Source organism: Micromonospora saelicesensis, assembly GCF_900091575.1.
Taxonomy (GTDB): Bacteria; Actinomycetota; Actinomycetes; order Mycobacteriales; family Micromonosporaceae; genus Micromonospora; species Micromonospora saelicesensis.
Window position 1 is genome coordinate 841,844 of the sequence record NZ_FMCR01000002.1, and the last position, 21,054, is coordinate 862,897.

General features: G+C 70.8%; 18 protein-coding genes. 9 read left to right on the forward strand and 9 right to left on the reverse strand.

The genetic code is table 11. The annotated features are described in order from the left end of the window. Positions 1-494 precede the first annotated feature (494 nt). Positions 495-1,202, forward strand: coding sequence for a SanA/YdcF family protein (locus GA0070561_RS11710; RefSeq protein WP_091399553.1), 708 nt, complete (start codon positions 495-497; stop codon positions 1,200-1,202). Positions 1,203-1,238: 36 nt separating this feature from the next. Here the strand turns inward: GA0070561_RS11710 and GA0070561_RS11715 are convergent, their stop codons facing one another. Beyond that, positions 1,239-2,219 carry a LacI family DNA-binding transcriptional regulator gene (locus GA0070561_RS11715; protein ID WP_373861684.1) on the reverse strand — a complete coding sequence of 327 codons (981 nt, stop codon included), beginning with the start codon at positions 2,217-2,219 and terminating at the stop codon, positions 1,239-1,241. 242 nt (positions 2,220-2,461) lie between these two features. Between GA0070561_RS11715 and GA0070561_RS11720 the strand changes: the two genes are divergently transcribed. Continuing rightward, entirely contained in the window at positions 2,462-4,087 is a 1,626-nt protein-coding gene (locus GA0070561_RS11720; RefSeq protein WP_091400199.1) for a glycoside hydrolase family 43 protein, read from the forward strand. Between the two features lie 46 nt (positions 4,088-4,133). On the opposite strand, the gene GA0070561_RS11725 is transcribed toward GA0070561_RS11720, so the two are convergent. Beyond that, the gene (locus GA0070561_RS11725; protein WP_091399557.1) at positions 4,134-4,757 is read right to left on the reverse strand and encodes a hypothetical protein; all 624 of its coding nucleotides are present in this window, start codon (positions 4,755-4,757) and stop codon (positions 4,134-4,136) included. Between the two features lie 285 nt (positions 4,758-5,042). On the opposite strand from GA0070561_RS11725, the gene GA0070561_RS34515 reads away from it, so the two are divergent. The 5 genes from GA0070561_RS34515 (at position 5,043) to GA0070561_RS11750 (ending at position 10,994) form a co-directional block, all read left to right on the forward strand. Then, complete coding sequence (locus GA0070561_RS34515) at positions 5,043-6,248, forward strand: chitosanase (protein WP_208603739.1); 1,206 nt, start codon at positions 5,043-5,045, stop codon at positions 6,246-6,248. Positions 6,249-6,378: 130 nt separating this feature from the next. Then, positions 6,379-6,771 carry a MerR family transcriptional regulator gene (locus GA0070561_RS11735; protein WP_091399559.1) on the forward strand — a complete coding sequence of 131 codons (393 nt, stop codon included), beginning with the start codon at positions 6,379-6,381 and terminating at the stop codon, positions 6,769-6,771. Next, on the forward strand, positions 6,741-7,088 hold the full coding sequence (gene trxA / locus GA0070561_RS11740) for a thioredoxin (RefSeq protein WP_091399561.1): 348 nt from the start codon (positions 6,741-6,743) through the stop codon (positions 7,086-7,088). The genes GA0070561_RS11735 and trxA overlap by 31 nt, the downstream gene beginning before the upstream one ends. A gap of 210 nt (positions 7,089-7,298) precedes the next feature. Continuing rightward, on the forward strand, positions 7,299-8,549 hold the full coding sequence (locus tag GA0070561_RS11745; protein ID WP_091399563.1) for an HNH endonuclease signature motif containing protein: 1,251 nt from the start codon (positions 7,299-7,301) through the stop codon (positions 8,547-8,549). Between the two features lie 552 nt (positions 8,550-9,101). Beyond that, on the forward strand, positions 9,102-10,994 hold the full coding sequence (locus tag GA0070561_RS11750) for an ABC transporter ATP-binding protein (RefSeq protein WP_091399565.1): 1,893 nt from the start codon (positions 9,102-9,104) through the stop codon (positions 10,992-10,994). A 103-nt stretch (positions 10,995-11,097) separates the two neighbouring features. On the opposite strand, the gene GA0070561_RS11755 is transcribed toward GA0070561_RS11750, so the two are convergent. The 4 genes from GA0070561_RS11755 to GA0070561_RS11770 form a co-directional block, all read right to left on the reverse strand. Beyond that, on the reverse strand, positions 11,098-11,610 hold the full coding sequence (locus tag GA0070561_RS11755; protein WP_091400203.1) for a PepSY domain-containing protein: 513 nt from the start codon (positions 11,608-11,610) through the stop codon (positions 11,098-11,100). Between the two features lie 106 nt (positions 11,611-11,716). Continuing rightward, the gene (locus GA0070561_RS11760; protein WP_091399566.1) at positions 11,717-12,271 is read right to left on the reverse strand and encodes a DUF5872 domain-containing protein; all 555 of its coding nucleotides are present in this window, start codon (positions 12,269-12,271) and stop codon (positions 11,717-11,719) included. Between the two features lie 28 nt (positions 12,272-12,299). Next, the gene (locus tag GA0070561_RS11765; protein WP_091399568.1) at positions 12,300-13,586 is read right to left on the reverse strand and encodes a sensor histidine kinase; all 1,287 of its coding nucleotides are present in this window, start codon (positions 13,584-13,586) and stop codon (positions 12,300-12,302) included. Further along, positions 13,583-14,278: a response regulator transcription factor gene (locus tag GA0070561_RS11770; RefSeq protein ID WP_091399570.1), complete on the reverse strand. Its 696-nt coding sequence runs from the start codon at positions 14,276-14,278 to the stop codon at positions 13,583-13,585. Before GA0070561_RS11770 ends, GA0070561_RS11765 begins: the two co-directional genes overlap by 4 nt. 102 nt (positions 14,279-14,380) lie before the next feature. Here GA0070561_RS11770 and GA0070561_RS11775 point away from each other — a divergent pair, with 102 nt between their 5' ends. Together GA0070561_RS11775 and GA0070561_RS11780 are read left to right on the forward strand one after the other, a co-directional pair. After that, positions 14,381-14,899: a septum formation initiator gene (locus GA0070561_RS11775; protein ID WP_091399571.1), complete on the forward strand. Its 519-nt coding sequence runs from the start codon at positions 14,381-14,383 to the stop codon at positions 14,897-14,899. Between the two features lie 44 nt (positions 14,900-14,943). Then, complete coding sequence (locus GA0070561_RS11780) at positions 14,944-15,396, forward strand: hypothetical protein (RefSeq protein ID WP_091399573.1); 453 nt, start codon at positions 14,944-14,946, stop codon at positions 15,394-15,396. 81 nt (positions 15,397-15,477) lie between these two features. Here the strand turns inward: GA0070561_RS11780 and GA0070561_RS11785 are convergent, their stop codons facing one another. From GA0070561_RS11785 to GA0070561_RS11795, 3 genes are all read right to left on the reverse strand, one after another. Beyond that, positions 15,478-16,551: a hypothetical protein gene (locus GA0070561_RS11785; RefSeq protein WP_091399575.1), complete on the reverse strand. Its 1,074-nt coding sequence runs from the start codon at positions 16,549-16,551 to the stop codon at positions 15,478-15,480. Continuing rightward, positions 16,548-16,895: a PadR family transcriptional regulator gene (locus GA0070561_RS11790; protein WP_091399577.1), complete on the reverse strand. Its 348-nt coding sequence runs from the start codon at positions 16,893-16,895 to the stop codon at positions 16,548-16,550. The genes GA0070561_RS11785 and GA0070561_RS11790 overlap by 4 nt, the downstream gene beginning before the upstream one ends. 104 nt (positions 16,896-16,999) lie before the next feature. Then, complete coding sequence (locus tag GA0070561_RS11795; RefSeq protein ID WP_208603740.1) at positions 17,000-20,935, reverse strand: ThuA domain-containing protein; 3,936 nt, start codon at positions 20,933-20,935, stop codon at positions 17,000-17,002. Between the last annotated feature and the right edge of the window lie 119 nt (positions 20,936-21,054).

Below are 21,054 nucleotides of genomic sequence, written 5' to 3' on the forward strand. Positions count from 1 at the left end.
CGGTTGCTCGTGCGGGTGGCGTCCCGCTGCTCGGGCCCGGACTCCGAACAGCGGGACGCGACCCGGCGGCCAGGGCTGGGGGCGACGGTCGCCATCAGAGCGGCCCAGGTGCGGGCTCCTGCCCAGCGGGTTCGCTGGGCAGGTGAGCGGACCGGCTGTCGTCGCACGACCGTCCGGCTGCTGCGTGCCCTGGAATTTCGGTGGCCGTTCATGCCTCGGCCGCGTGGCGCGCGGGTCGCCCAGTGGTGGTCTCGGGCCGTCTCGCGCCGGCCACGTGCCACCCGCCCCACGCCACGATCGTCGTCCAGCACGCCTCGGGCCAATGGCGACAGCTCCGTCACAGCGGCCTGAGGGCGGTCGAGGATCGACGACTGTCCGTCACGTTAGCGCTAACAGCGAGCGATTGTCCATAGACAACGGCCTTCGTCTGCTGCTCGGGACGGTCGCGGGGACGCCGACGACAGTCGGGAGCGCGGGCGGAATAGCCTTGCGGCATGCGGGGACGATTCGGCGCGGCCAGGCGGTGGTACGGGGAGCACCGGCGGTTGGTCCGTCGCACAGTCCTTGCGCTCGCGGTGGGGGCGGTGGCGCTGACCGGGGGCACTGTGGCCAGCGTGTCGTGGATCCGCGACACCGCGCAGGGCCACCTCTACGGTGAGGCCGAGGTGCCGGACGCGCCGGTCGCCCTGGTCCTGGGCACCAAGGTGGACGCGGACGGCACGCCCTCACCCGTCCTCACCGCCCGGTTGGAGATCGCGCGGCGGCTGTTCGACGCCGGCAAGGTGCGGGCGATCCTCGTTTCGGGCGACAACATGAACGCCGACTACAACGAGCCCGCCGCGATGCGGAACTGGCTGGTGCAGCGGGGCGTACCAGCGCACAAGGTGGTGCCGGACTACGCCGGCTTCGACACGTACGACTCGTGTGCGCGCGCTGAGCGGATCTTCGGGGTGCGGCAAGCCACAGTGGTGACCCAGACCTTCCACCTTCCGCGCGCCGTGGCGCTGTGCCGGCGCCTCGGCATCGACGCCAACGGCGTGGGCGACGACAGCGCGAAGCGGTACGCCCAGACGTGGTGGTTCAGTTCGTCCCGGGAGAACGGCGCCTGCGTGAAGGCCGCGCTGGACCTGCTCTCCGGTCGGGATCCGGCGCACCTCGGCCGCCGGGAGACGGGCGTCGACGACGCTCTGCGCGACGACTGACGTCAGCACCGAACGCGTTCGCGCCGACCGCGCCGCTCAGCGGGGCGGGCCGGCGCTGTCGCGGACGATGAGTTCGGTGGCGAGTTCGACCCGGGGGCTCTCGGTCCTCTCGCCGCCGGCAAGGCGCAGCACGGTCCGCGCGGCCAGCATGCCCATCTCGGCCAGGGGTTGCCGGACGGTGGTCAGCGGTGGCGAGCACCAGCGCACCTCCGGCAGATCGTCGAAGCCGACCACGCTGACGTCGTCGGGCACCCGCAGACCCCGTTTGCGGACCGCCTCGTACACGCCGAGTGCCATCTGATCGCTGGAGGCGCAGATGGCGGTGGGCGGGTCGGGCAGGGCCAGTAGTTGCGTACCCGCGGTGAAGCCGGCCTCGTGGTAGAAGTTGCCGGGGCGGATCAGGGAATCGTCGACGGGGATCCCGGCGGCGCCGAGGGCGGCCCGGTAGCCGTCCATCCTTGCCCGGCTGCACATCAGGTGCGGCGGGCCGGCGATGAAGCCGATGCGACGGTGGCCGAGGCTGATCAGGTACTGGTTGGCGCTGAGGCTGCCCGCCCAGTTGGTGGCGCCGATGGTGGGTGACTCCTGCGGGTCGACCCCGGCCGGGTCGATGATGACGACCGGCAGGTGGAGCCGGCGCAGCTCGGCCTGCAACGGTGGGTTCACCATCGAGGTCACGAAGATGATTCCCTCGGTGGAGCGCGTGCGCATGTTGTCGAGCCACTGCTTGGCCGAGGAGATGCGCCAGTGGATGGCCGACACGACGGTGCCGACGCCGCTGGTCTGGCCGACGTCCTCCACCCCACGGATGATCTCCACGGCCCACGGGCTGTCCAGGTCGTTGAAGACCAAATCGATGAGGGCGGCGTCGGTGCGCCGGGCCGGTGAGCGGCGGCGGTAGCCGTGCCGGTTGAGTAGCGCCTCGACGCGTTCGCGGGTGTCGGGGGCGACGTCGGAGCGGCCGTTGATGACCCGGGAGACGGTGGGCACGGAGACTCCGGCCAACCGCGCGATCATGGCGATGGTGACGTTTCGGCCGTTCTCCGTGCCCACGGTCCCCCCTGCGGAGCTATGGATCTCCGAAACTTTCAATGCTTCGCCGGTAATGTCGATCGATGGCCGGCACGCTACGAGCTGTTGTCCCAGCGGTCAAGACCTCTGTCCTATTGCGAAGAGACCGGCTAGCGTAAGCAGGGCTTCCAGTGATCCGGGACCACGATTTTCCGGAAGTTCCAGACAGCCCGTCCAGAGGAGTGCTCGTGTCGACCGACATCGCTAACGTGGCGACCGCTACCCGGTCGATCCGCAATCCCGTCCTCGCCGGGTTCCACCCGGACCCGTCGATCCTGCGCGTCGGCGACGACTACTACCTGGCCACCTCGACCTTCGAGTGGTATCCGGGCGTCCTCGTGCACCACTCGCGTGATCTGGTGAACTGGCGCAGCCTGGGTGGGATCATCACCGATCGGCGCCTGCTCGATCTGCGCGGATGCGGCGACTCCAACGGGGTGTGGGCGCCAGACCTGACGTACCACGACGGTCAGTTCCACCTCGTCTACAGCGACGTGGCAAGCTTCGCCAGCGGCTACTGGGATCCGCAGAACTTCCTGGTCACCGCCGAGGACATCACCGGCCCCTGGTCCGATCCGGTGAAACTGCACGGGCGCGGGTTCGACGCGTCGCTGTTCCACGACGACGACGGCACCACCTGGCTGCTGGGCATGAGCGCGGACTGGCGACCCGGCCGCGACCGCTTTGGTGGCATCGAGATCCAGCAGTACGACCGGGCCGCACGCCGTCTGGTCGGCAGCCCCCGCATCCTGTTCACCGGCTCCCCGGTCGGGGTCACCGAGGGTCCGCACCTGTACCGCCACGACGGCTGGTACTGGCTGATCACCGCCGAGGGCGGCACCAGCTGGGAACACCAGGTCACCGTGGCGCGGTCCCGCGAGCTGTTCGGACCGTACGAGGTGGACCCGGACGGGCCACTGCTCACCTCCTTCGGGCGGCCCGACCTGCGGTTGCAGAAGGCGGGTCACGGCAGCCTGGTCCACACGCAGAACGGCGAGTGGTACCTGGCCCACCTGGTTGGCCGCCCGTACTCCCCGCTGGGCAACTGTGTGCTGGGTCGGGAGACCGCGATCCAGCGGGTCGAGTGGCCGTCGGGCGGCTGGCCGCGGATCGCCGGAGGGGTGCCCGCGGACGACGTCGTCGCACCCGACCTGCCCGCGCACCCCTGGCCGGCGGAGCCCGAGACGGACCACTTCGACGCCCCCGAGCTGGGCCGGTGCTGGTCGACGCTGCGTCGGCCGGCCACCCCCGACTGGGTCGACCTGCACACCCGCCCGTCGTACCTGCGGGTCCACGGCGGGCAGTCGCCGGTCGGTCGACAGGCACCCAGCCTGGTCGGACGACGCGTCGGGGCAAGGGAGTGCTCGCTGGAGACGGTGGTGGAGTTCGAACCGGCCGACCACCGTCAGCTCACCGGAATCACCGCCTACTACAACACGCTCAACTGGCACCACCTCTACCTGACCCGGGCCGACGACGGCCGGACGGTGCTGGAGCTGCTCAGTTCCGACAACGGGCGGCGCACCGCGTACCCCGAGCTGACCGTCGATGCCGACGGCGTCACCCGGGTCGGCCTGCGGGCCGTCTTCGACGGGCCGGCGGTGCGCTTCGACTACGACCTCGGCGCCGGTTGGCAGCGGCTACCGGTCGAGCTGGACGCGACCATCCTGTCCGACGAGCACGCCGCGCTGATCATCGACGGTGAGCCGGCGGCGTGGGGCTTCACCGGGGCGTTTCTCGGCCTGTGGGTGCAGGACCTGGGCGGCGACGGCGTGCACGCCGACTTCGACCTGGCCACCTACCGGGAACAGTGACCGCGCGGACGGCACTCGGCGGGTGCCGTCCGCGTGCCCACACGTCCTACCTGGCCTGAGCGGCGACGGCCCGTAGCTGGCCGAGAGTGGTGCGGAAACCGTGGCCGGACGCGGCCGGGTCCTCGGCGTTCAGGCCGCTGACGGCCATGGTCTGCGAGCGGGTCGTGGCGACGGCCTCCGCGCCGGACCCGGTCAGGTCGAACACGCCGAAGTCGCCGCTGAGCGTCCGGAACGTCGGGGCAGCCGGGTCCTGGGCGAGGTAGAGCACCACGACCTGGCCGGCCTCGAGCTTCGACATGTGCACCATGTCCGGCACACCGGAGGGCAGCGGGGCGAGCGTGATCCGCGCCCCGGCCCGCACTGTCGATCCGGTCGTCGCGCGCAGCACCTCGTCGACCCGGAATCCGACCGCCTCGACCTCACCGCGTACGACCAGGTCCGCGGTGTCGCTGAGCTGTCGCACTGTGGCGTACCCACGCAGCTTGCCCTTGATCGGCGGGGGCGCGACGTCGGTCGGCGTGGCCGCGCTGCTCGGGGCGGCGCTGCTCGGGGCGGGCGCGGCGGCCGGGTCGGCGCCACCGCCGCTGCCGCAGGCGGCCAGGGCCGCGGCGGACAGCACGGCGGCGGCCGTGGCCCACAGCGGCCGGGTACGGCGAAGGTCGACTGCCATGGAACGCTCCTCGCGTCTTGGTGCCGTCCCGGGCCGTCTCGCTCGGTTCCGACGGACCGGCCCCTTGATCAGTTACGGCCTGACGATAGCCACCGGCGGGTACGTGCCGCCAACGACGGGATGAACAGACGCCGTCACGCCTCGCGGTCGTCGATTGACGAGGAATCGACGTACTGGTATCTGTTAATACAGTTTCCTGATGCTCGCGGTGCCCGCCGGGGCCGAACCGCCGCGCCAGGCCACCGACCGGCTGGCGGCACGCCGCCCCTTCCCCGAGGAACACGCATGGTTCACAAGAGAACAGCCGCCTACCTCGTGGGCACCCTGCTGGTTGGCGTCGCCGCCGTCGGCTACGGCCTGCCGTCGGCCAGCGCCGCGACCGCCGGCCCGATCACCGGCCTCGGTGGTAAGTGCATCGACGTGGCCGGCGCCAGCTCGGCCAACGGCACGCCCGTCCAGCTCTACGACTGCAACGGCAGCGCGGCCCAGACGTGGACCGTCGGCAACACCGACAACTCGATCCGGGCACTCGGCAAGTGCCTCGACGTCACCGCCGCGTCGACCGCGAACGGCGCCAAGGTGCAGCTGTACGACTGCAACAACACCGGCGCGCAGAAGTGGACCCCCAGCAACGGCGCGCTCGTCAACTCCGGCTCCGGCAGGTGCCTCGACGTCACCGACCGGAGCACCGCGAACGGCGCCCGGTTGCAGATCTGGACCTGCGGCGGCACCACGAACCAGCGGTGGACCCTGCCGGGCGGCGGCAGCACGCCCACGCCCACCACCCCGAGCGGGACCAACCTCGACGACCCGGCGAAGAAGAACGTAGCCATGCAACTCGTCTCGGCCGCGGAAAACTCCTCGCTCGACTGGCGCGCGCAGTTCTCCTACATCGAGGACATCGGCGACGGGCGCGGCTACACCGCCGGCATCATCGGCTTCTGCTCCGGCACCGGCGACATGCTCGAACTGGTCGAGGCGTACACCCGCACCAAGCCAGGCAACGTGCTCGCCGGCTACCTGCCGGCGCTGCGCAACGTCAACGGCACCCCGTCGCACGCCGGCCTCGACCCCAACTTCCCCCGCGACTGGCGCACCGCGGCCACCGACTCGGTGTTCCAGGCCGCCCAGGAGGCCGAACGCGACCGGGTCTACTTCAACCCGTCGGTACGCGACGGCAAGAACGACCAGGTCCGGGCACTCGGCCAGTTCGCCTACTACGACGCGGCGGTCATGCACGGGTACGAGGGCATGCGCCAGATCCGCAACCGTGCCCTGAACCGGGCCAAGCCGCCAGCCCAGGGCGGTGACGAGCGGACCTGGCTCAACGCGTTCCTCGACGAGCGGGTCATCGAGATGAAGAAGGAAGAGGCCCACTCGGACACCTCCCGCGTCGACACCGCCCAGCGGGTGTTCCTCAACAACGGCAACTTCAACCTCAACACCCCACTGGTGTTCGCCGTCTACGGCGACCAGTTCCGCATCGGCTAGTTCGGAGCCCGCAGACGCTCAGGGCGCCGCCTCGCGGCGCCCTGAGCCCCGCTCGGGACCGGAAGCAGCCTTGCCTTGACGCTGACGACAAGGTTTAGCCTGGTCGCGACAGGCTGGTCGAGGAGGTCTGATGCTGATCGGCGAGCTGGCGGAACGAGCAGGCACGAGCACTCGAACGCTGCGCTACTACGAGGCCCACGGGTTGGTACACCCGCAGCGTTCGGCGAACGGCTACCGCGTCTACGACGAGGCGGAGCTGCGGGTCGTCCGGGAGATCCGGGCGCTGCTCGACGTCGGCTTCGGCCTCGACGACGTCCGTCCGTTCGTCGCCTGTTTACGAGCGGGCAACGCGTCCGGCGACGTCTGTCCGGATTCCGTGCTGGTGCTACGGCGCAAGCTCGCCGAGGTCGACGAGTACCTCGATCGGCTCGGAGCGGTCCGTCAGCAGTTGCACACCCAGCTCACCCACGCAATCGCGCACCGGGAGGAAACATGCCCCAGGAGACGAGCGTCAGCTCCCTGATCACCGTCACCGACGACACGTTCGCCGAGCTGGTGCTGGCCAGCGACCGGCCCGTGGTCGTCGACTTCTGGGCGGAGTGGTGCCCGCCGTGCAAGATGATCGAGAAGAGCCTCGTCGAGCTGGCAGGGGAATTTGGCGACCGGATGGCCATCGCCAAGCTCAACTCCGACGACAACCCGCAGACCACGCGGCGCTACGCAGTCATGTCCCTGCCGACGCTGCTGGTGTTCCGTGAGGGCGAGGTCGTCGGCTCGGTCGTCGGGTCCAGGCCGAAACTCCACCTGCGGCAGAGCCTGACCATGCACGCCGGCCTGTGACCGTCACCGCAGGTCGAGTGGTGGGAACGATTGCCGATGGCCCCGACATCGGCATCGTGATCTGCGGGTGAACTGACCCCTGTTGCTCGGCCCGTACGGCAGTCCCCAACCGCCGCTGGGAAGAGTCCAGCACCGACAAGTCTCCGGTGACCAGCCGGCACATCGATCTTGGTGACTGAAAGTGTCGTACACCTGTTCTAGTGTCGGGTCATGGTCGAGGAGTTGGCGCAGGCAGACGATGCGATCGCTGCCTGCGTCGATGCCGCTGCCTGGGCCCTGCCGGAACATGACCTGATCGCCGCGCTCGACGCCGCGCACCGTCTTCAGCAACGCCTTGCCGCCGTCACCCTCACCTTGATCCGTGAGGTCGACGGCCGCGGCATCGCCCGCAACCAAGGAGCCTCCTGCACCGCGGTCTGGTTACGCGAACGCCTGCGACTCACCGTCCCCGCCGCCCGCCGCCTGATCGACCTTGCCACCGCTTTGGACACCGGCAACCCCGGCATCCGACAAGCCCTAGCCGACGGGCACCTCAGCCTCGACCAGGCCCGGGTCATCACCGACACCGCCGCCACCGTGCAGGCCACCGCCGGCGCGCAGGCCGCCGACAAGGCCGTCAGCCTGCTCACCGACTGGGCCAGCCAGTTCGACCCCACCCACCTGCGCAAACTCGGCACCCGCATCCTCGACCACGTCGCCCCCGACATCGCCGACGCCGCCACCCAAGCCGCCCTCGACGCCGAAGCACGCCGCGCCACCCGCGACCGCCACCTCACCCTGTCCGAACAAACCGACGGCCGACTACGACTCACCGGCACCCTCGACACCGAAACCGCCGGTCTGCTGCGCGCCGCCATCGACCCACTGAGCGCACACTGCGGCCCCGACGATCAACGCTCTGCCGGGCAACGCCGCCACGACGCCCTCGCCGAGGTGTGCCGACTCGCCGTCCGAACCGGCGAGCTGCCCGACAGCGGTGGCGATTCCGCCCAGATCGTCATCACCACCAACTACGACGCGCTGACCCGACGGCTGTCCACCGGCGCGCTCGACGTCGGCTTAGAGCTCACCCCAGACACGGTGCGCCGGCTTGCCTGCGACGCCAGCATCCTGCCCGCCGTCCTCGGCGGCACCGGCCAGGTCCTTGACGTCGGTCGACAACGCCGTCTCATCTCCGGGCCGCTGCGTCGCGCCCTGGTGCTCCGTGACCGGGGTTGCGCGTTTCCCGGCTGCGACCGCCCACCCCGCTGGTGCGACGCCCACCACATCCACCACTGGGCCGACGGCGGCACCACCAGCCTGACCAACGCCGTCCTCCTCTGCGGCCACCACCACCGACACCTGCACCACAGCGACTGGACCGTCCAACTCGGAAGCGACGGCCACCCCGAATTCACCCCACCCGCCTGGCTCGACCCCGAACAACTCCCCCGCCGCAACCACTACCACCGACGAACGTAGCGGCAGGCAGCCGAGACGATCACCCCATGCCGGGTCGACACCGTCGCCCATCCCACACCGTCTAAGGCATCCTAGGAGGCTGGTTGGTCAGGCACCCGCTGCGAAGGCCAGAGCGTTGAGCGGCACGTCTCGGGTGCATGCCGGCTGGGTCGCGAAAAGAGCTGCTCGCAGCAGGTCACGACGGCCTGCGGCGGGCCGCAGTGCGCGTCGGTCTGGGAGCCAGGTGAGGCCGTCATCGGCCAGCAGAAGCCCGACGACCCGCAACAGCTCGCAACCGCCTGCGACGGCCCACCACAATCCGCAACGCCTGCAGCCGCCCGCGACGGCCCAAGACGACCCACAGCGACCCGCGACGGGCTCGTCGACCAACCTCCACGCGGCCAGTGCTTCACGGACGCCAGCTCGTCGTCGTTGGGGGTACCGCATGCCAGTCGACGGCATCGATGCGGTCCTTGGCTACGAGCACCGTGAACAACCCGTAGCCACAGACTCGCGTGGCGACTTGACCTCAAGCTCGGGTGAGGTCCTAGCCTCCGGTATCGGAGGTTACGCATGAGCATGGAATTCACGGCGTGGACGTCTTTGCACCACGCGATGAACGCGCAGGAAGAACGACCGCTGTCCCGCGACACCTTGAAGCGCATCGCGGAGTTCGCGCGGCCGCACCGGGCCCTGATCGTCAGGTTCCTGCTGTTGAGTGTGGTGACGGCGGTCCTCACGGTGGCGGCGCCCGTCCTCGCCGGTCGGGTGGTCGACGCGATCGTGGACGGCGCCGACAGCAGCGTGGTGATCCGGTTGGCCGTACTGATCGCCGTGATCGCCCTCGCCGAGGCCGGGCTGGGTCTGGTGACGCGATTTCTCTCCGCCAGCATCGGTGAGGGGCTGATCGTCCAACTGCGGACGGCTGTGTTCGACCACGTTCAGCGCATGCCGGTGGCGTTCTTCACGCGGACCCGCACGGGTGCACTGGTCAGCCGCCTGAACAACGACGTGATCGGCGCGCAGCGGGCGTTCAGCGACACCCTGTCGAGTGTGGTCGGCAACGCGGTCACGCTGATGCTGACGTTGGCAGTGATGCTCACCTTCTCGTGGCAGATCACGCTGCTGGCGCTCGTCCTGCTGCCCATTTTCGTTCTCCCGGCTCGCCGGATGGGTTCGAGGCTCGCTCAGTTGCAGCGTGAAGCGGCCGAGCACAACGCGGCCATGAGCACCCGGATGACGGAGCGTTTCTCCGCACCCGGTGCCACGTTGGTCAAGCTGTACGGGCGGCCGGCCGAGGAGTCCGCCGAGTTCGCGGCGCGGGCACGTCGGGTCCGGGACATCGGGATCCGCGCCGCGATGCTCCAGTGGGTCTTCATCACCGCGCTCACCGTCGTCGGCTCGCTGGCACTGGCCCTGGTCTACGGGCTGGGTGGTCTCTACGCCCTACGGGGCAGCCTCGACGCCGGGACGGTGGTCGCCCTCGCGCTGCTCCTGTCGCGGCTCTACGCACCGTTGACCTCGCTGGCCAGTGCTCGGGTCGAGGTGATGAGCGCGCTGGTGAGCTTCGAGCGGGTGTTCGAGGTCCTCGACCTCAAGCCGCTGATTCTCGACTCCTCCGACGCCCGGCCCCTTCCGGAAGGGCCGGTCGCGGTCGAGTTCGACGGGGTGCGGTTCGGTTACCCGTCAGCGGACAAGGTGTCGCTCGCGTCCCTGGAGGACGTGGCGAAGCTCGATACCCGCGGCGGCGAGGAGGTGCTGCACGGGGTGTCGTTCCGCGCCGAGGCGGGGCAGATGGTGGCGCTCGTCGGCTCCTCCGGGGCGGGCAAGTCGACGATCGCGCAGCTCGTGCCTCGCCTGTACGACGTCGAGGACGGCGCGGTGAAGCTGGCCGACGTCGACGTCCGTGAGCTGTCGGCCGAGTCGATCCGGACGGCGTTGGGCGTGGTGACCCAGGACGGGCACCTCTTCCACGAGAGCATCCGCGCCAACCTGGCGTTCGCCCAGCCGGACGCGACCGAGGACGAGATGTGGGAGGTGCTCCGGCGGGCCCGCCTCGACGACTTGATCCGCTCACTTCCCGATGGGCTGGACACCGTCGTCGGCGAGCGCGGTTACCGCCTGTCCGGCGGGGAACGGCAACGGCTCACCATCGCGCGACTGCTGCTGGCTCGTCCGCGCGTGGTCATCCTCGACGAAGCCACCGCGCATCTCGACTCCACCTCGGAGGCGGCGGTTCAGGACGCACTCGCCGAGGCGCTGACCGGCCGGACGAGCGTGGTCATCGCACACCGGCTCTCCACCATCCGGGCGGCCGACCAGATCCTCGTCGTGGAGGCGGGACGCATCGTCGAACGCGGGCGACACAGCGACCTGCTCGCGGCTGGTGGCCGCTACCACGAGTTGTACCGCACCCAGTTCGCCCAGGACCAGCCGACAGTCCAGGAGCAACGCGTCGCCATATGACGCACGCGGTGGTCGGTCCGCCAACTAGGGACAGTCCGACCACCGCGTCACAGCGAGCCGCCGCTCACCCCATGGAAGCACCCGGGGTGAGCGGCGATCGCCGTCAGTCGTCGTCGTTGTCGTCATCGTCCTTGTCGTCGTCGTCGTCGTCGTCGTTGTCGTCGTCGTCGACCGGCTCCTGCTCAGCCTTGACCACCGAGCCGTTGTCCCGGTCGACGTCCACCTCGTGCTCGGTGTCGCCGGCGACGATCTCGACGCTCCACACCGGTCGGCCGTTCTCCTGCTCGGCTTCGACCTCGACGACCTGACCGCCACCGGCCTTGGCGAGCGCGATCTCACCGGCGCGCTTCTCGTCGACAGCGCCACCGGCGGGCGCGCTGCCGGTCGACGGCGTACCGGACGGCGTTCCGCTCGACGGCGTACCCGACGGGGTGCCGGCCGACGGCGAACCGGTGACTACCGGCGCGTCGGTGGCCGTCGGCGCGACGGTTGCCGCGGCGAGTGCCGTGCCGCCGGTCCGCGAGTCGTTCGCGGCGTTGACGCCGAGCGCGACCCCGGCCACCGCCAGCACCGCCGACCCGCCGACCGACGCCAGAAGCAGATTGGTGCGCTTCATCGTGGTGTCCACCTTTCCTCGGTTGTCGACTTCGAGGATCGGCCAGATGTGGATAGCACCGCGCTGTCCGGACGCTAAGGGCGGGTTAAGGCGGTCGAGGGCCGGGTCAGCCGCGCCGGTTGAGTTCCGCTTCGAGGCGCTGGACGAGCGTCTTGCGGTCCTTGCTGGCGCGCTCATTACGCAGCGCGGTCTTGAGCTGGCGCGTGTCGAGGCCACGGACCAGCTTGGCCGCCTCCGCGACCGACATCTCCGTCATCCGTCCGGCCGTGGTGGCGTCCCGACGCGCCCGTTTGGCCGGCCCGGTGTTGGCGACGTACTGCTTGCCGGAGCGGGACGCTTCGCGCTTCTTCGTGTCGGTCGCGCGCTTCTGATTTTCCGACATCTCCTCCCAGGCCTTCTTGGGCAGGTAGCGACTCGTCGTGGCGCCCTTGCGCGCACGGGTATCGCCCTCCTTCGTCTGCCATTTCTCGTTGCCCCAGCGCTGGAGGGACTTCTGCCGCTCGTCCTTTTCGCCCAGGAATCCGCCGCCGCGCTTCTTGTACTCCTGAGTGACCAGCTGCGACTTGCGCGCCGACCACTGCCCCGGCCGGCCGCCCTTGTCGGAAGCCTTGACCTCTTCCTTGATCTGCTCTCTGAGCTCGGGTTTCGTATACCGCGCCATAACTGGCAGCTACCCGGCACCGCAGCGGCTATGCGTCCCGCGGCGACGTCGGAGGCCCGAGCCGGAGCAGCACCTGCGCACCGCCCTGCGGGCCGGCCCGCAACTCCAGTCGACCGCCGGCGGCCTGCGCGGCGCGCCGGGCGATGTCCAGGCCGAGGCCGGTGGACCCGGCCGCGCTGGCGCCCCGCCGGATCGCCCCGGCGGGCATGCCCGGGCCCTCGTCGGCGACCGTGAGGACCACCTCGCCCGCCTCACGGGCGAGTCGGACGGCGAACGGCGTCCCGTCGGGGGTGTGCGCGAAGACGTTGCCGAGCAGGGCGTCCACGGCCGCCGTCAGGTTGTCGGCGGCCACACCGACGGGAAGAGGGCCGGGCGTCAGGTCGAGGGTGACGGCCCGGCCGGTGTCCTCGGCCAGGACCGACCAGAACGCGACCCGGTCGGCGACGATCGCGGCCGCGTCCGAGGAGGCCGGTTGCGCCGGCGCGTGCCGCCACCGGGCCTGCCGGATCAGCCCGGTGACCGCGCGTTCGAGCCCGTCGGCGGCGGCGGTGATCCGGGCGGCGTCGTCCGGGTCACGCAACGACTCCGCCTCCAGCCGTAACGCGGTCAGCGGTGTACGTAGCTGGTGGGACAGGTCGGCGACCTGTTCGCGCTCCTGCACCAGGAGCACCTGGATGCGGGTGGCGAGATGGTTGAGCGCACCGGCCACCTCGCGCAGCTCGGGCGGGCCGGCCGGCGTGACCCGGGCGTCCAGCTCGGCGTTGGCCAGCCGGTGTGAGACGGCCGAGAGGTCGCTGATCGGCCGGACCAGGGTGCGCGCCAGCCGGTCGGCGACCAGCAGCCCGATCAGCACGAGGATCACGCCGAGCAGCGCCAGCACCAGCCAGGCCCGGGTGACCCCGGCGGTCAGCTCGTGCTGCGGCACCGCGATCCGGATCACCCCGGTGCCGTCCGCCCGACCCTGCACGGCGATGACGACCTCCCGGCCGGCCGCCGACTCGCCGGTGAGGCTCTGTCCGCGCGCGGCGAGGGCCACCGCGGGGGTACGCGGTGTCTGGGCGCCGAGCACCGTGCCGTCGGGCAGGAAGACGCTCACCGGTCGACCGGACTCCGCGGCGAGTTGCTCGACGGTGAGCCGGATGGTCGCCGCGTCGGCGGTGCCGACGACCGGCACCAGGCTCTGTGCGTCGGCGGTGGCCCGGACGGTGGCCCGGTCCTCGGCGACGGTGCGGACCAGCAGCGCCAACGGCACCAGGAACGCGATGAGGGTGAGGACGCTGACCGCGGCGACCAGCAGCGCGAGACGTGCCCTCACGGCTGCGCCGCCGGGGCTTCGAGACGCACCCCGACACCACGCACGGTGTGCAGGTAGCGGGGCTGTTGGGCGTTCTCCCCCAACTTGCGACGCAACCAGGACAGGTGCACGTCGACGGTCTTGTCGGCACCGCCGTACGGGATCTGCCACACCTCTGTGAGCAGCTCACGTTTGGTGACCACCTGACCCGGCCGGCCGGCGAGGTGGTGCAGCAGGTCGAACTCGCGGGGCGTCAGCTCGACCGCGACCCCGTCCAGTGTCACCTGCCGGGCCCGGGGGTCGACGCGGAGCCCGCCGACGACGAGCGCCGGGACCTGCCCGTCGGCGCCGGAAGGGCCGCGCCGCAGCACCGCCCGGACGCGCGCGTCGAGCTGCGCCGCGGTGAACGGTTTGACCACGTAGTCGTCGGCGCCCGCGTCGAGCACCCGGACGATCTCGGTCTCGTCGTCACGCGCCGTGGCCACGATGACGGGCACCGAGCTGACCGCGCGCAGCATCCGCAGCAGCTCGCGGCCGTCCAGGTCGGGCAGGCCCAGGTCGAGCACGACGAGGTCGGGTCGGTCCTCCAGCGCGTCGCGGAGCCCGGCCATCGCGGTCGAGGCCGCCGCCACCGCGTGGCCGCGTTCGCGCAGGGCCCGGATCAGCGGGGTACGGATCGTCAGGTCGTCCTCGATGAGCAACAGGCGGGCCACAGCTGGCAGGCTAACCGCTGCGGTTGGCAGCGCGGCGCACGTTAACCACGCCTTAGCGAACGGATGTGCAAACGACAAGGACGGATCGGGGATAGTCAGGGGATGGGCCGTCGTTCGATCCTCGTCGCCACCGGTTGGGTGGCCACCGCCGCCATCGCCACAGTGATCGGCCTGGGCGCGATCCGGTTGGTGGGCGAGAGCCTCACCGGCACCCCGGGCGGGGTGCGCAGCGAGGCCGAGATCGAGCGGGCGCTCGCCGCACCGGAGCCGGCGCCCACCACGAGCACCGCCTCGGCCCCGCCGGGCACCACAGGCACCGCCTCGGCCGCGCCGGGCACGACGGGCACCGCCTCGGCCGCGCCGGGCACGACGGGCCCCGCACCGAGCGCCAGCTCCGGGGCTCGCCGGGGGTTCGCCACCGACGGCGGCACCGCCGTCGCCGAGTGCGGCGTCGGCGGCGTACGCCTCGTCTCCTGGGCGCCCGCGCAGGGTTACCGGGTTCGCGACGTGGACCGGGGCCCGGACGACGACGTCGAGGTCACGTTCCAGGGGGCGACCCGGGAGTACGAGTTGAAGGTGCGCTGCATCGGCGCGGAGCCGGTGGCCGTCGCCGACGACTAGCGTCGACGCGGCCCGGGGCTGGCGGGTTGCCGCAATGAGCCATCATGGCCGTCATGGTGGCACTCTGGCGGGACGAGTCTGGTCACCTGCGCGCATGGCGGGTGGGCCGCCGCCGCCTCGCCTGGCGTCCCCGCTTCCCTGAACCAGCGGCGCTTCAGGGCGCAGACGGCGGGCCGTTCGAGATCATCGTTTTCGCCATTGTTCTTGTGCTGGGCCTCGTCCACCTCCTCAACTGGCTCGCCGCGCTGCTCGCCACCTCGGTCGTCTGGCCGTACCGCGCGGTCTCCGGCCGTTGGCCAGTCGTGGCCTACCCGCTTGTTTCCTCGCTCGTCAGTACGGATGACGAGCGTGGGGACCGGCCACACCGGCGACGGGTTGCCGGCCGGGCCGCCGCCGTGGCTCTCACTCAGCAGTGGGTGCGGAACATCGAACGGCAGGGCCACCCCGAAGAGGGCGACCAACCGGCCGCTCCGGACCGGAGTGCCTCCCTCTCCTGAAGCTCAGTCACCCGGGCGGGTCCAACAACCCACGCCGCGGCGATCTCGCAGTTTCGCTCGACCTGGCTGAACTCGTTGCGACTAGCTCACTGGCCGCTCGCGGTCCGCGTCGCGGCCGAGGGCGACCATGCGCATCGTCTCCTCCCGACGTCGCACGAGCAACGCCCCGGCCAGGAAGGTCACCGGCGCGACCAGCACCAGCATCGCCCACTGCGCCGGCACCAGGGGGACGACGTGTCCCATGTGCATGGTCGAGGTGACCCAACCGGCGAGGGCGCTGTCGATCACCAGGGCGAGGGCCGCCACGGGCAGGAGCATGACGACGATCCGCCGGCGTACCTCCGGGGTGAGCGTGGCCACCGCGATCACCATGGCCGACGCGGCGGCCACCAGGCCGGCGACGTAGAGCCAGAGCACCAGCTCACTGCTCGCCTCAAGGTCGTAGAAGACCTGGTACGACACCCCACCGACGAAGGCGAACGCGGGGCTGGTGACCCGGTTGGTCACCAACAGCGCGACCATCGCGGCCGGCGCGAGCAACAGGGCCAGCAGTCGGCGGACGCCCAGCACCGCGATCGCCCGGCGGCGCGGTGCCGGCACGGTGAGCGCGGCGGCTGCCAGCACGGCGAGGGCGAGCTGTGGCAACGTGTCCACCACGTACGTCGGGTTGTCACCCGTCTGCGGGGCGACGAGCGCACCCCAGCCGAGCACGCCGGCCCAGGCCAGACCGGCGGCGACCCAGCGCCACCCGACCAGCACCGCCGCGCAGACGCCCGCCCAGCCGGCGACGTGCAGCCAGTCGACGAGATCCGGGCTGCTCGACCCGAACCCGGGCGGCAGGCTCGGCGCGAGGACGAGCAGGTCGAGCAGCGCCTTTCCGGCGAGGGCCAGCAGGACGACCCCGGCCAGCAGGCCGGTCACCGTCGCTGCGTCCGCCCAACTCGGCTCGGTGAACCCCCGTGCGCCCACCCGCAGCCGCGCCCGCAATCCGGCCCCGACCAGGTTCCGCACGTCGGCGGTGGCGGGTCGCCGCTGGCCCGGCCGCGCGCCGGCGAGGAGCACGGCCAGTATCTCGTCCTCGTACACCCGGCGGTGTTCCCACGGGTAGACGGCCAGCAGCCGTCGGTAGCGGCGCTCCAGGTCGTCGCTGCTCACGCCGCACCCCCGTCGGTCAGGAGGCCGCTGCGGCGCAGCCGTACCCGAGCGGCGTCCGCGTTGTGTCGCAGGCGGGACGCCTCCTCGGTGAGCCGTCGTGCGCCCAGGGCGGTGAGGCGGTAGTAGCGGCGCAGTCGCGACTGCACCACCTCTTCGCGCTCGACCTCGATAAGACCGTCGGCGCGGAGCCGGTCGAGGACGGCGTAGAGGGTGCCGGCGCGCAGTCGCACCCGGCCGTCGGAGATGCGCAGCACGTCCTCGATGACGGCGTACCCGTGCATGGGCGCCTCCGCCAGCGCGGTGAGCACCAGGAACGTCGGTTCCCGCAGTGGAGCCTCAGCCATGCCAGGAGCATATACCGATAGACAGTATATGCAAGAACGGCGAGTGCGGAGCGATGAACGTGGCCGGCATGGATCACCGTGCCGGCCACGTCATCGGTGGTGGTTCAGCTGGCGTACGCCTCCAACTCCCAGAGGGAGTGGCCATATCCGGTGCCCCGAGCGGTGCCATTGATCCGCAGGTAGCGGCCGTTGGCGCCGAGGGCGGTGTGCTCGTCCACGCCGCCGTCGGCCCCGGTCACCGTCTTCACTGTGGTCCAGGTGGTGCCGTCATTCGAGGTCTGGATCTGGTACGCGCTGCTGTACGCCGCCTCCCAGCTCAGCTTGACCCGACCGATCGCGGTGGGGCTGCCGAGGTCCACCCGGATCCACTGCGGATCGGAGAACGTGCTCGACCAGCGGGTGGTGAGGCTGCCGTCCACCGCCTGGGCGCCGGAGACGTCGGCCCCCTCGTTGCTGGACGTAGACGTCGGCTTGTTCAGCAGCAGGTTGCCACCGGTCGGGCTGCCGGTGCCGCCGTACACCTCGAACTCGAACAGTGAGTAGCCCCAGGCGGTCCCCCGGGCCGTGCCGAGCAACCGGATGTACCGACCGGACCCGCTGAGCCCGGTCAGGTCGTCCACCCCGCCGTCGCCACCGGTCACCGTACGGATCGTGGTGAAGTTGACCCCGTCCGGCGAGGTCTGGATCTGGTACCCGCTGCCGTACGCGGCTTCCCAGGTCAGCTTGACCCGGTTGACGGTGTACGTGGCGCCGAGGTCCACGTCGATCCACTGTGGGTCACCGAAGGCGCTGCCCCACCGGGTGCCGGCCACGCCGTCGAAAGCGTTGGCCGCGGTGAACGCGCCCTCGAAGCTGGACGCGCGCGCTGGCTTGCCCCGGGCCAGGTTGGCACCCGGCTCGGGATCCGGGTCCGGGTCAGGTCCGGGACCGCCCGGGCTGGTGGAGAGGGTGAACTCGTCGATGTCGAAGTACGGGCCGGTGCCCTTGAAGACCAGGAACAGGGTCCGGGTGCCGGTCGGGGCGGTGACCCCACCGGTGACCGTGGCGAAGTTGGCGTACCCGCCGGTGGGCACGACGGTGGCCGAACCGACCAGCGGCCCGGTGGGCGAGTCGACCCGCAACTCCAACGTGCCGCCACCGCCGGCCGGTGCGCCGACCCGGGCGCTGAACGACTGGATGCCGGTCAGGTTGTAGGGACGGAACGAGATCCAGTCGTTGTTGTCGACGTAGCCAACCGCCGCGCCGCCGTGCCCCGCCGCCCCGGCGACGATCTGGACGCCGGACGAGTCACCGAAGTGCTCGGCCTGGCGTACCCGAGGTTGCAGCACCGCCTGGGTGTGCGTGGTCAGCGCCGGCTGGCCGCCCCCACCCAGGTCGGTGTACTCCGCGTCGATGATGCCGAAGATGTTCGCCGCCGTGTCGTGCTCGCCGTCGGCCGAGGTCTGGATGACCCCGGTGCAGCCCTGCACGCTGCCGAGCTGGTGGCCGTGCGAGTCGTGGCCGAGGACGTAGTTCACCTTCACCCGGGCGCAGTTGATCGCGCCGTCCTGGGCGTCGGTGACGGTGACGGAGAACGGCACCGCGTCCCCGAAATTGAAGGTCTGCCCGTTCAACGGGGTGTTGACGGTGACCACCGGGGCGCTGTTGCCGACCGTGACGACCACGCTCGCGGTGGCCGTCTTGCCGGTGGTGTCCCGGACCGTCAGCGTCGGGCTGCGGGTCCCGTTGGTGGTGTACGTGAAGCTCGGGTTCGCCGCTGTCGAGTCGGTGGTGCCGTTGTTGTCGAAGTCCCAGGCGTAGGTGAACGGGTCACCGTCCGGGTCGAGGGTGCCGGCCGAGGAGAAGGCCACTGTCAGCGGCGCGTTGCCACTGGTCGGCGTGGCGGACACCTTGGCGATGGGTGCTCTGCCCTCGCGGGCGTACTCGATGCGGTAGAGCGCCGAGTTGGCGTCGCCGTTGAACCAGCCGGTGCCGTAGTCGAGCACGTAGAGCGCGCCGTCCGGGCCGAACTCCATGTCCATGACCTGGGTGCCGGTCCACGGGAACGGGTTGATCTTCAGTGGTTGGCCGGACGCGTCGAGCTTGATGTTCTTGATCCAGCGGCGACCGAACTCACCGGCGAAGTAGGTCCCGTCGTAGTACTGGGGGAACGCCACGGGCGAGGTGTTGTTCGGGTCGTACCGGTAGACCGGCCCGCCCATCGGCGACAGGCCACCGCCGGTGAACTCCGGCGGCGAGCCGGAGCCGCCGTACGGCAACCAGGCCGAGACGGCCGGCGGCAGCTGGGTGATGCCGGTGTTGTTCGGCGAGTTGTTCACCGGCCCACCGGCGCAGTTGAACTTCGCCCCGGACGGCCCGGACGGGAAGGTGTAGTCGTTGTAGGCGTCGTTGCGGGCGGTGCAGTACGGCCAGCCGTAGAAGCCGGGCCGGTCGATCCGGGCGAACTCGACGTTGCCCGCCGGCCCCCGGTTCGGGTCGGCGGTGCCGGCGTCGGGGCCGTAGTCACCGAGGTAGACGATGCCGGTGGCCTTGTCCACGCTCATCCGGAACGGGTTGCGGAAGCCCATCGCGTAGACCTCCGGGCGGGTCCGCGCGGTGCCCGGTGCGAACATGTTGCCGGCCGGGATGGTGTAGCCGCCGGCCGCGCTCGGCTTGATCCGGAGGACCTTGCCGCGCAGGTCGTTGCTGTTCGCCGAGGTGCGCTGCGCGTCGAAGGCCGGGTTACGGCCGGCCCGCTCGTCGATCGGGGTGAAGCCGGCCGAGTCGAACGGGTTGGTGTCGTCACCGGTGGACAGGTAGAGGTTGCCGGCCGCGTCGAAGTCCATGTCACCGCCGACGTGGCAGCACATGCCCCGGCTGGTCGGCACGTTCAGGATCAACGTCTCGCTGGCCAGGTTGATGGTGTTGTCCGCGTTGACGGTGAACCGGGCCAGCCGGTTGACGCCCTCCCAGACGGCGAAGTCGGCCGGGGTGCCGGTGGCCGGCGCACCGCCGCCGGGGGTGCTCAGTGGTGGTGCGAAGTACGCGTACACCCAGCGGTTGGTGGCGAAGTTCGGGTCGGCCTTGATGCCCTGCAAACCCTCCTCGTCGCCGGTGTAGACCGGCAGGGTGGCGGCGATCTTGGTGTTGCCGGCGGCGTCGGTGTGCCGGATCACGCCGTTGCGGGAGGTGTGCAGCACGCCCCGGTCCGGCAGGACGGTGAGGCTCATCGGCTCACCGGTCTCGGCCGCGCCCTTGGCCAGCTCCACCTGCTGGAAGCTGCTGGTGACGGTGGGGCCACAGTCGGCGTCGACCGCGCCGGCGGCCGTCCGGATGCCGCCGAGCAGGTGCTGACGGAAGTTCGCCTCGGTGTACGAAGCGTCGGTGTGCCCCAGGCCCGTGTACCAGGCTCGGCCGCCGGAGTAGTTCTGACACCAGGAGATCGGGTGGTCGGCGCCCATGCTCCCCCCGGTGTAGGTGCTCTCGTCCAGGGTGGCCAGCACGTGCGCGTTGCCGCGGGGGTTGGTGCGGTAGTTGTACAACTCGTCGAACCGGTTCCACCGCTGCGGCAGCGTCGCGGTGGACGGGTGCACCTGGTCGGCGACCTTCACTGTGACGTTCTGCTCGGCCGGGTGCGAGGCGAAGTACGCCCCGACCAGTCCCCCGTACCAGGGCCAGTCGTACTCGGTGTCGGAGGCGGAGTGCACGCCCACGTACCCGCCGCCGCCGGTGATGTAGCGCTCGAACGCGGCCTGCTGGGCGGCGTTGAGCACGTCGCCGGTGGTGGAGAGCCAGATCACCGCGGCGAACCGGTCCAGGTTGGCGTCCGTGAACTGGGTGGCGTCCTCGGTGGCCTCGACGGTGAAGCCGTTGGCCGCACCAAGTTGCTGGATCGCGGCGATGCCCGGGGTGATGGATCCGTGCCGGAATCCGGCGGTCTTGCTGAAGACCAGCACGGTGAACGGTGCGGCGCTGGCCGTGGATGGCGAGGCGACGATGCCGCCCGCCACGAGGATCGTGCTCAGCGCGAGGCCGAGCCACGATCTCAGGGATCTGCGCACAGTGGGGTCCTTTCGCGGTGCGAGGGACGGCGTGCGCCGATCACGCCTGGCGGTGGTGGGACGAGACATGCGAATGCATCGTTGCGTCCGGATCACGGGCGCGTCAAGCACTCTCCCAC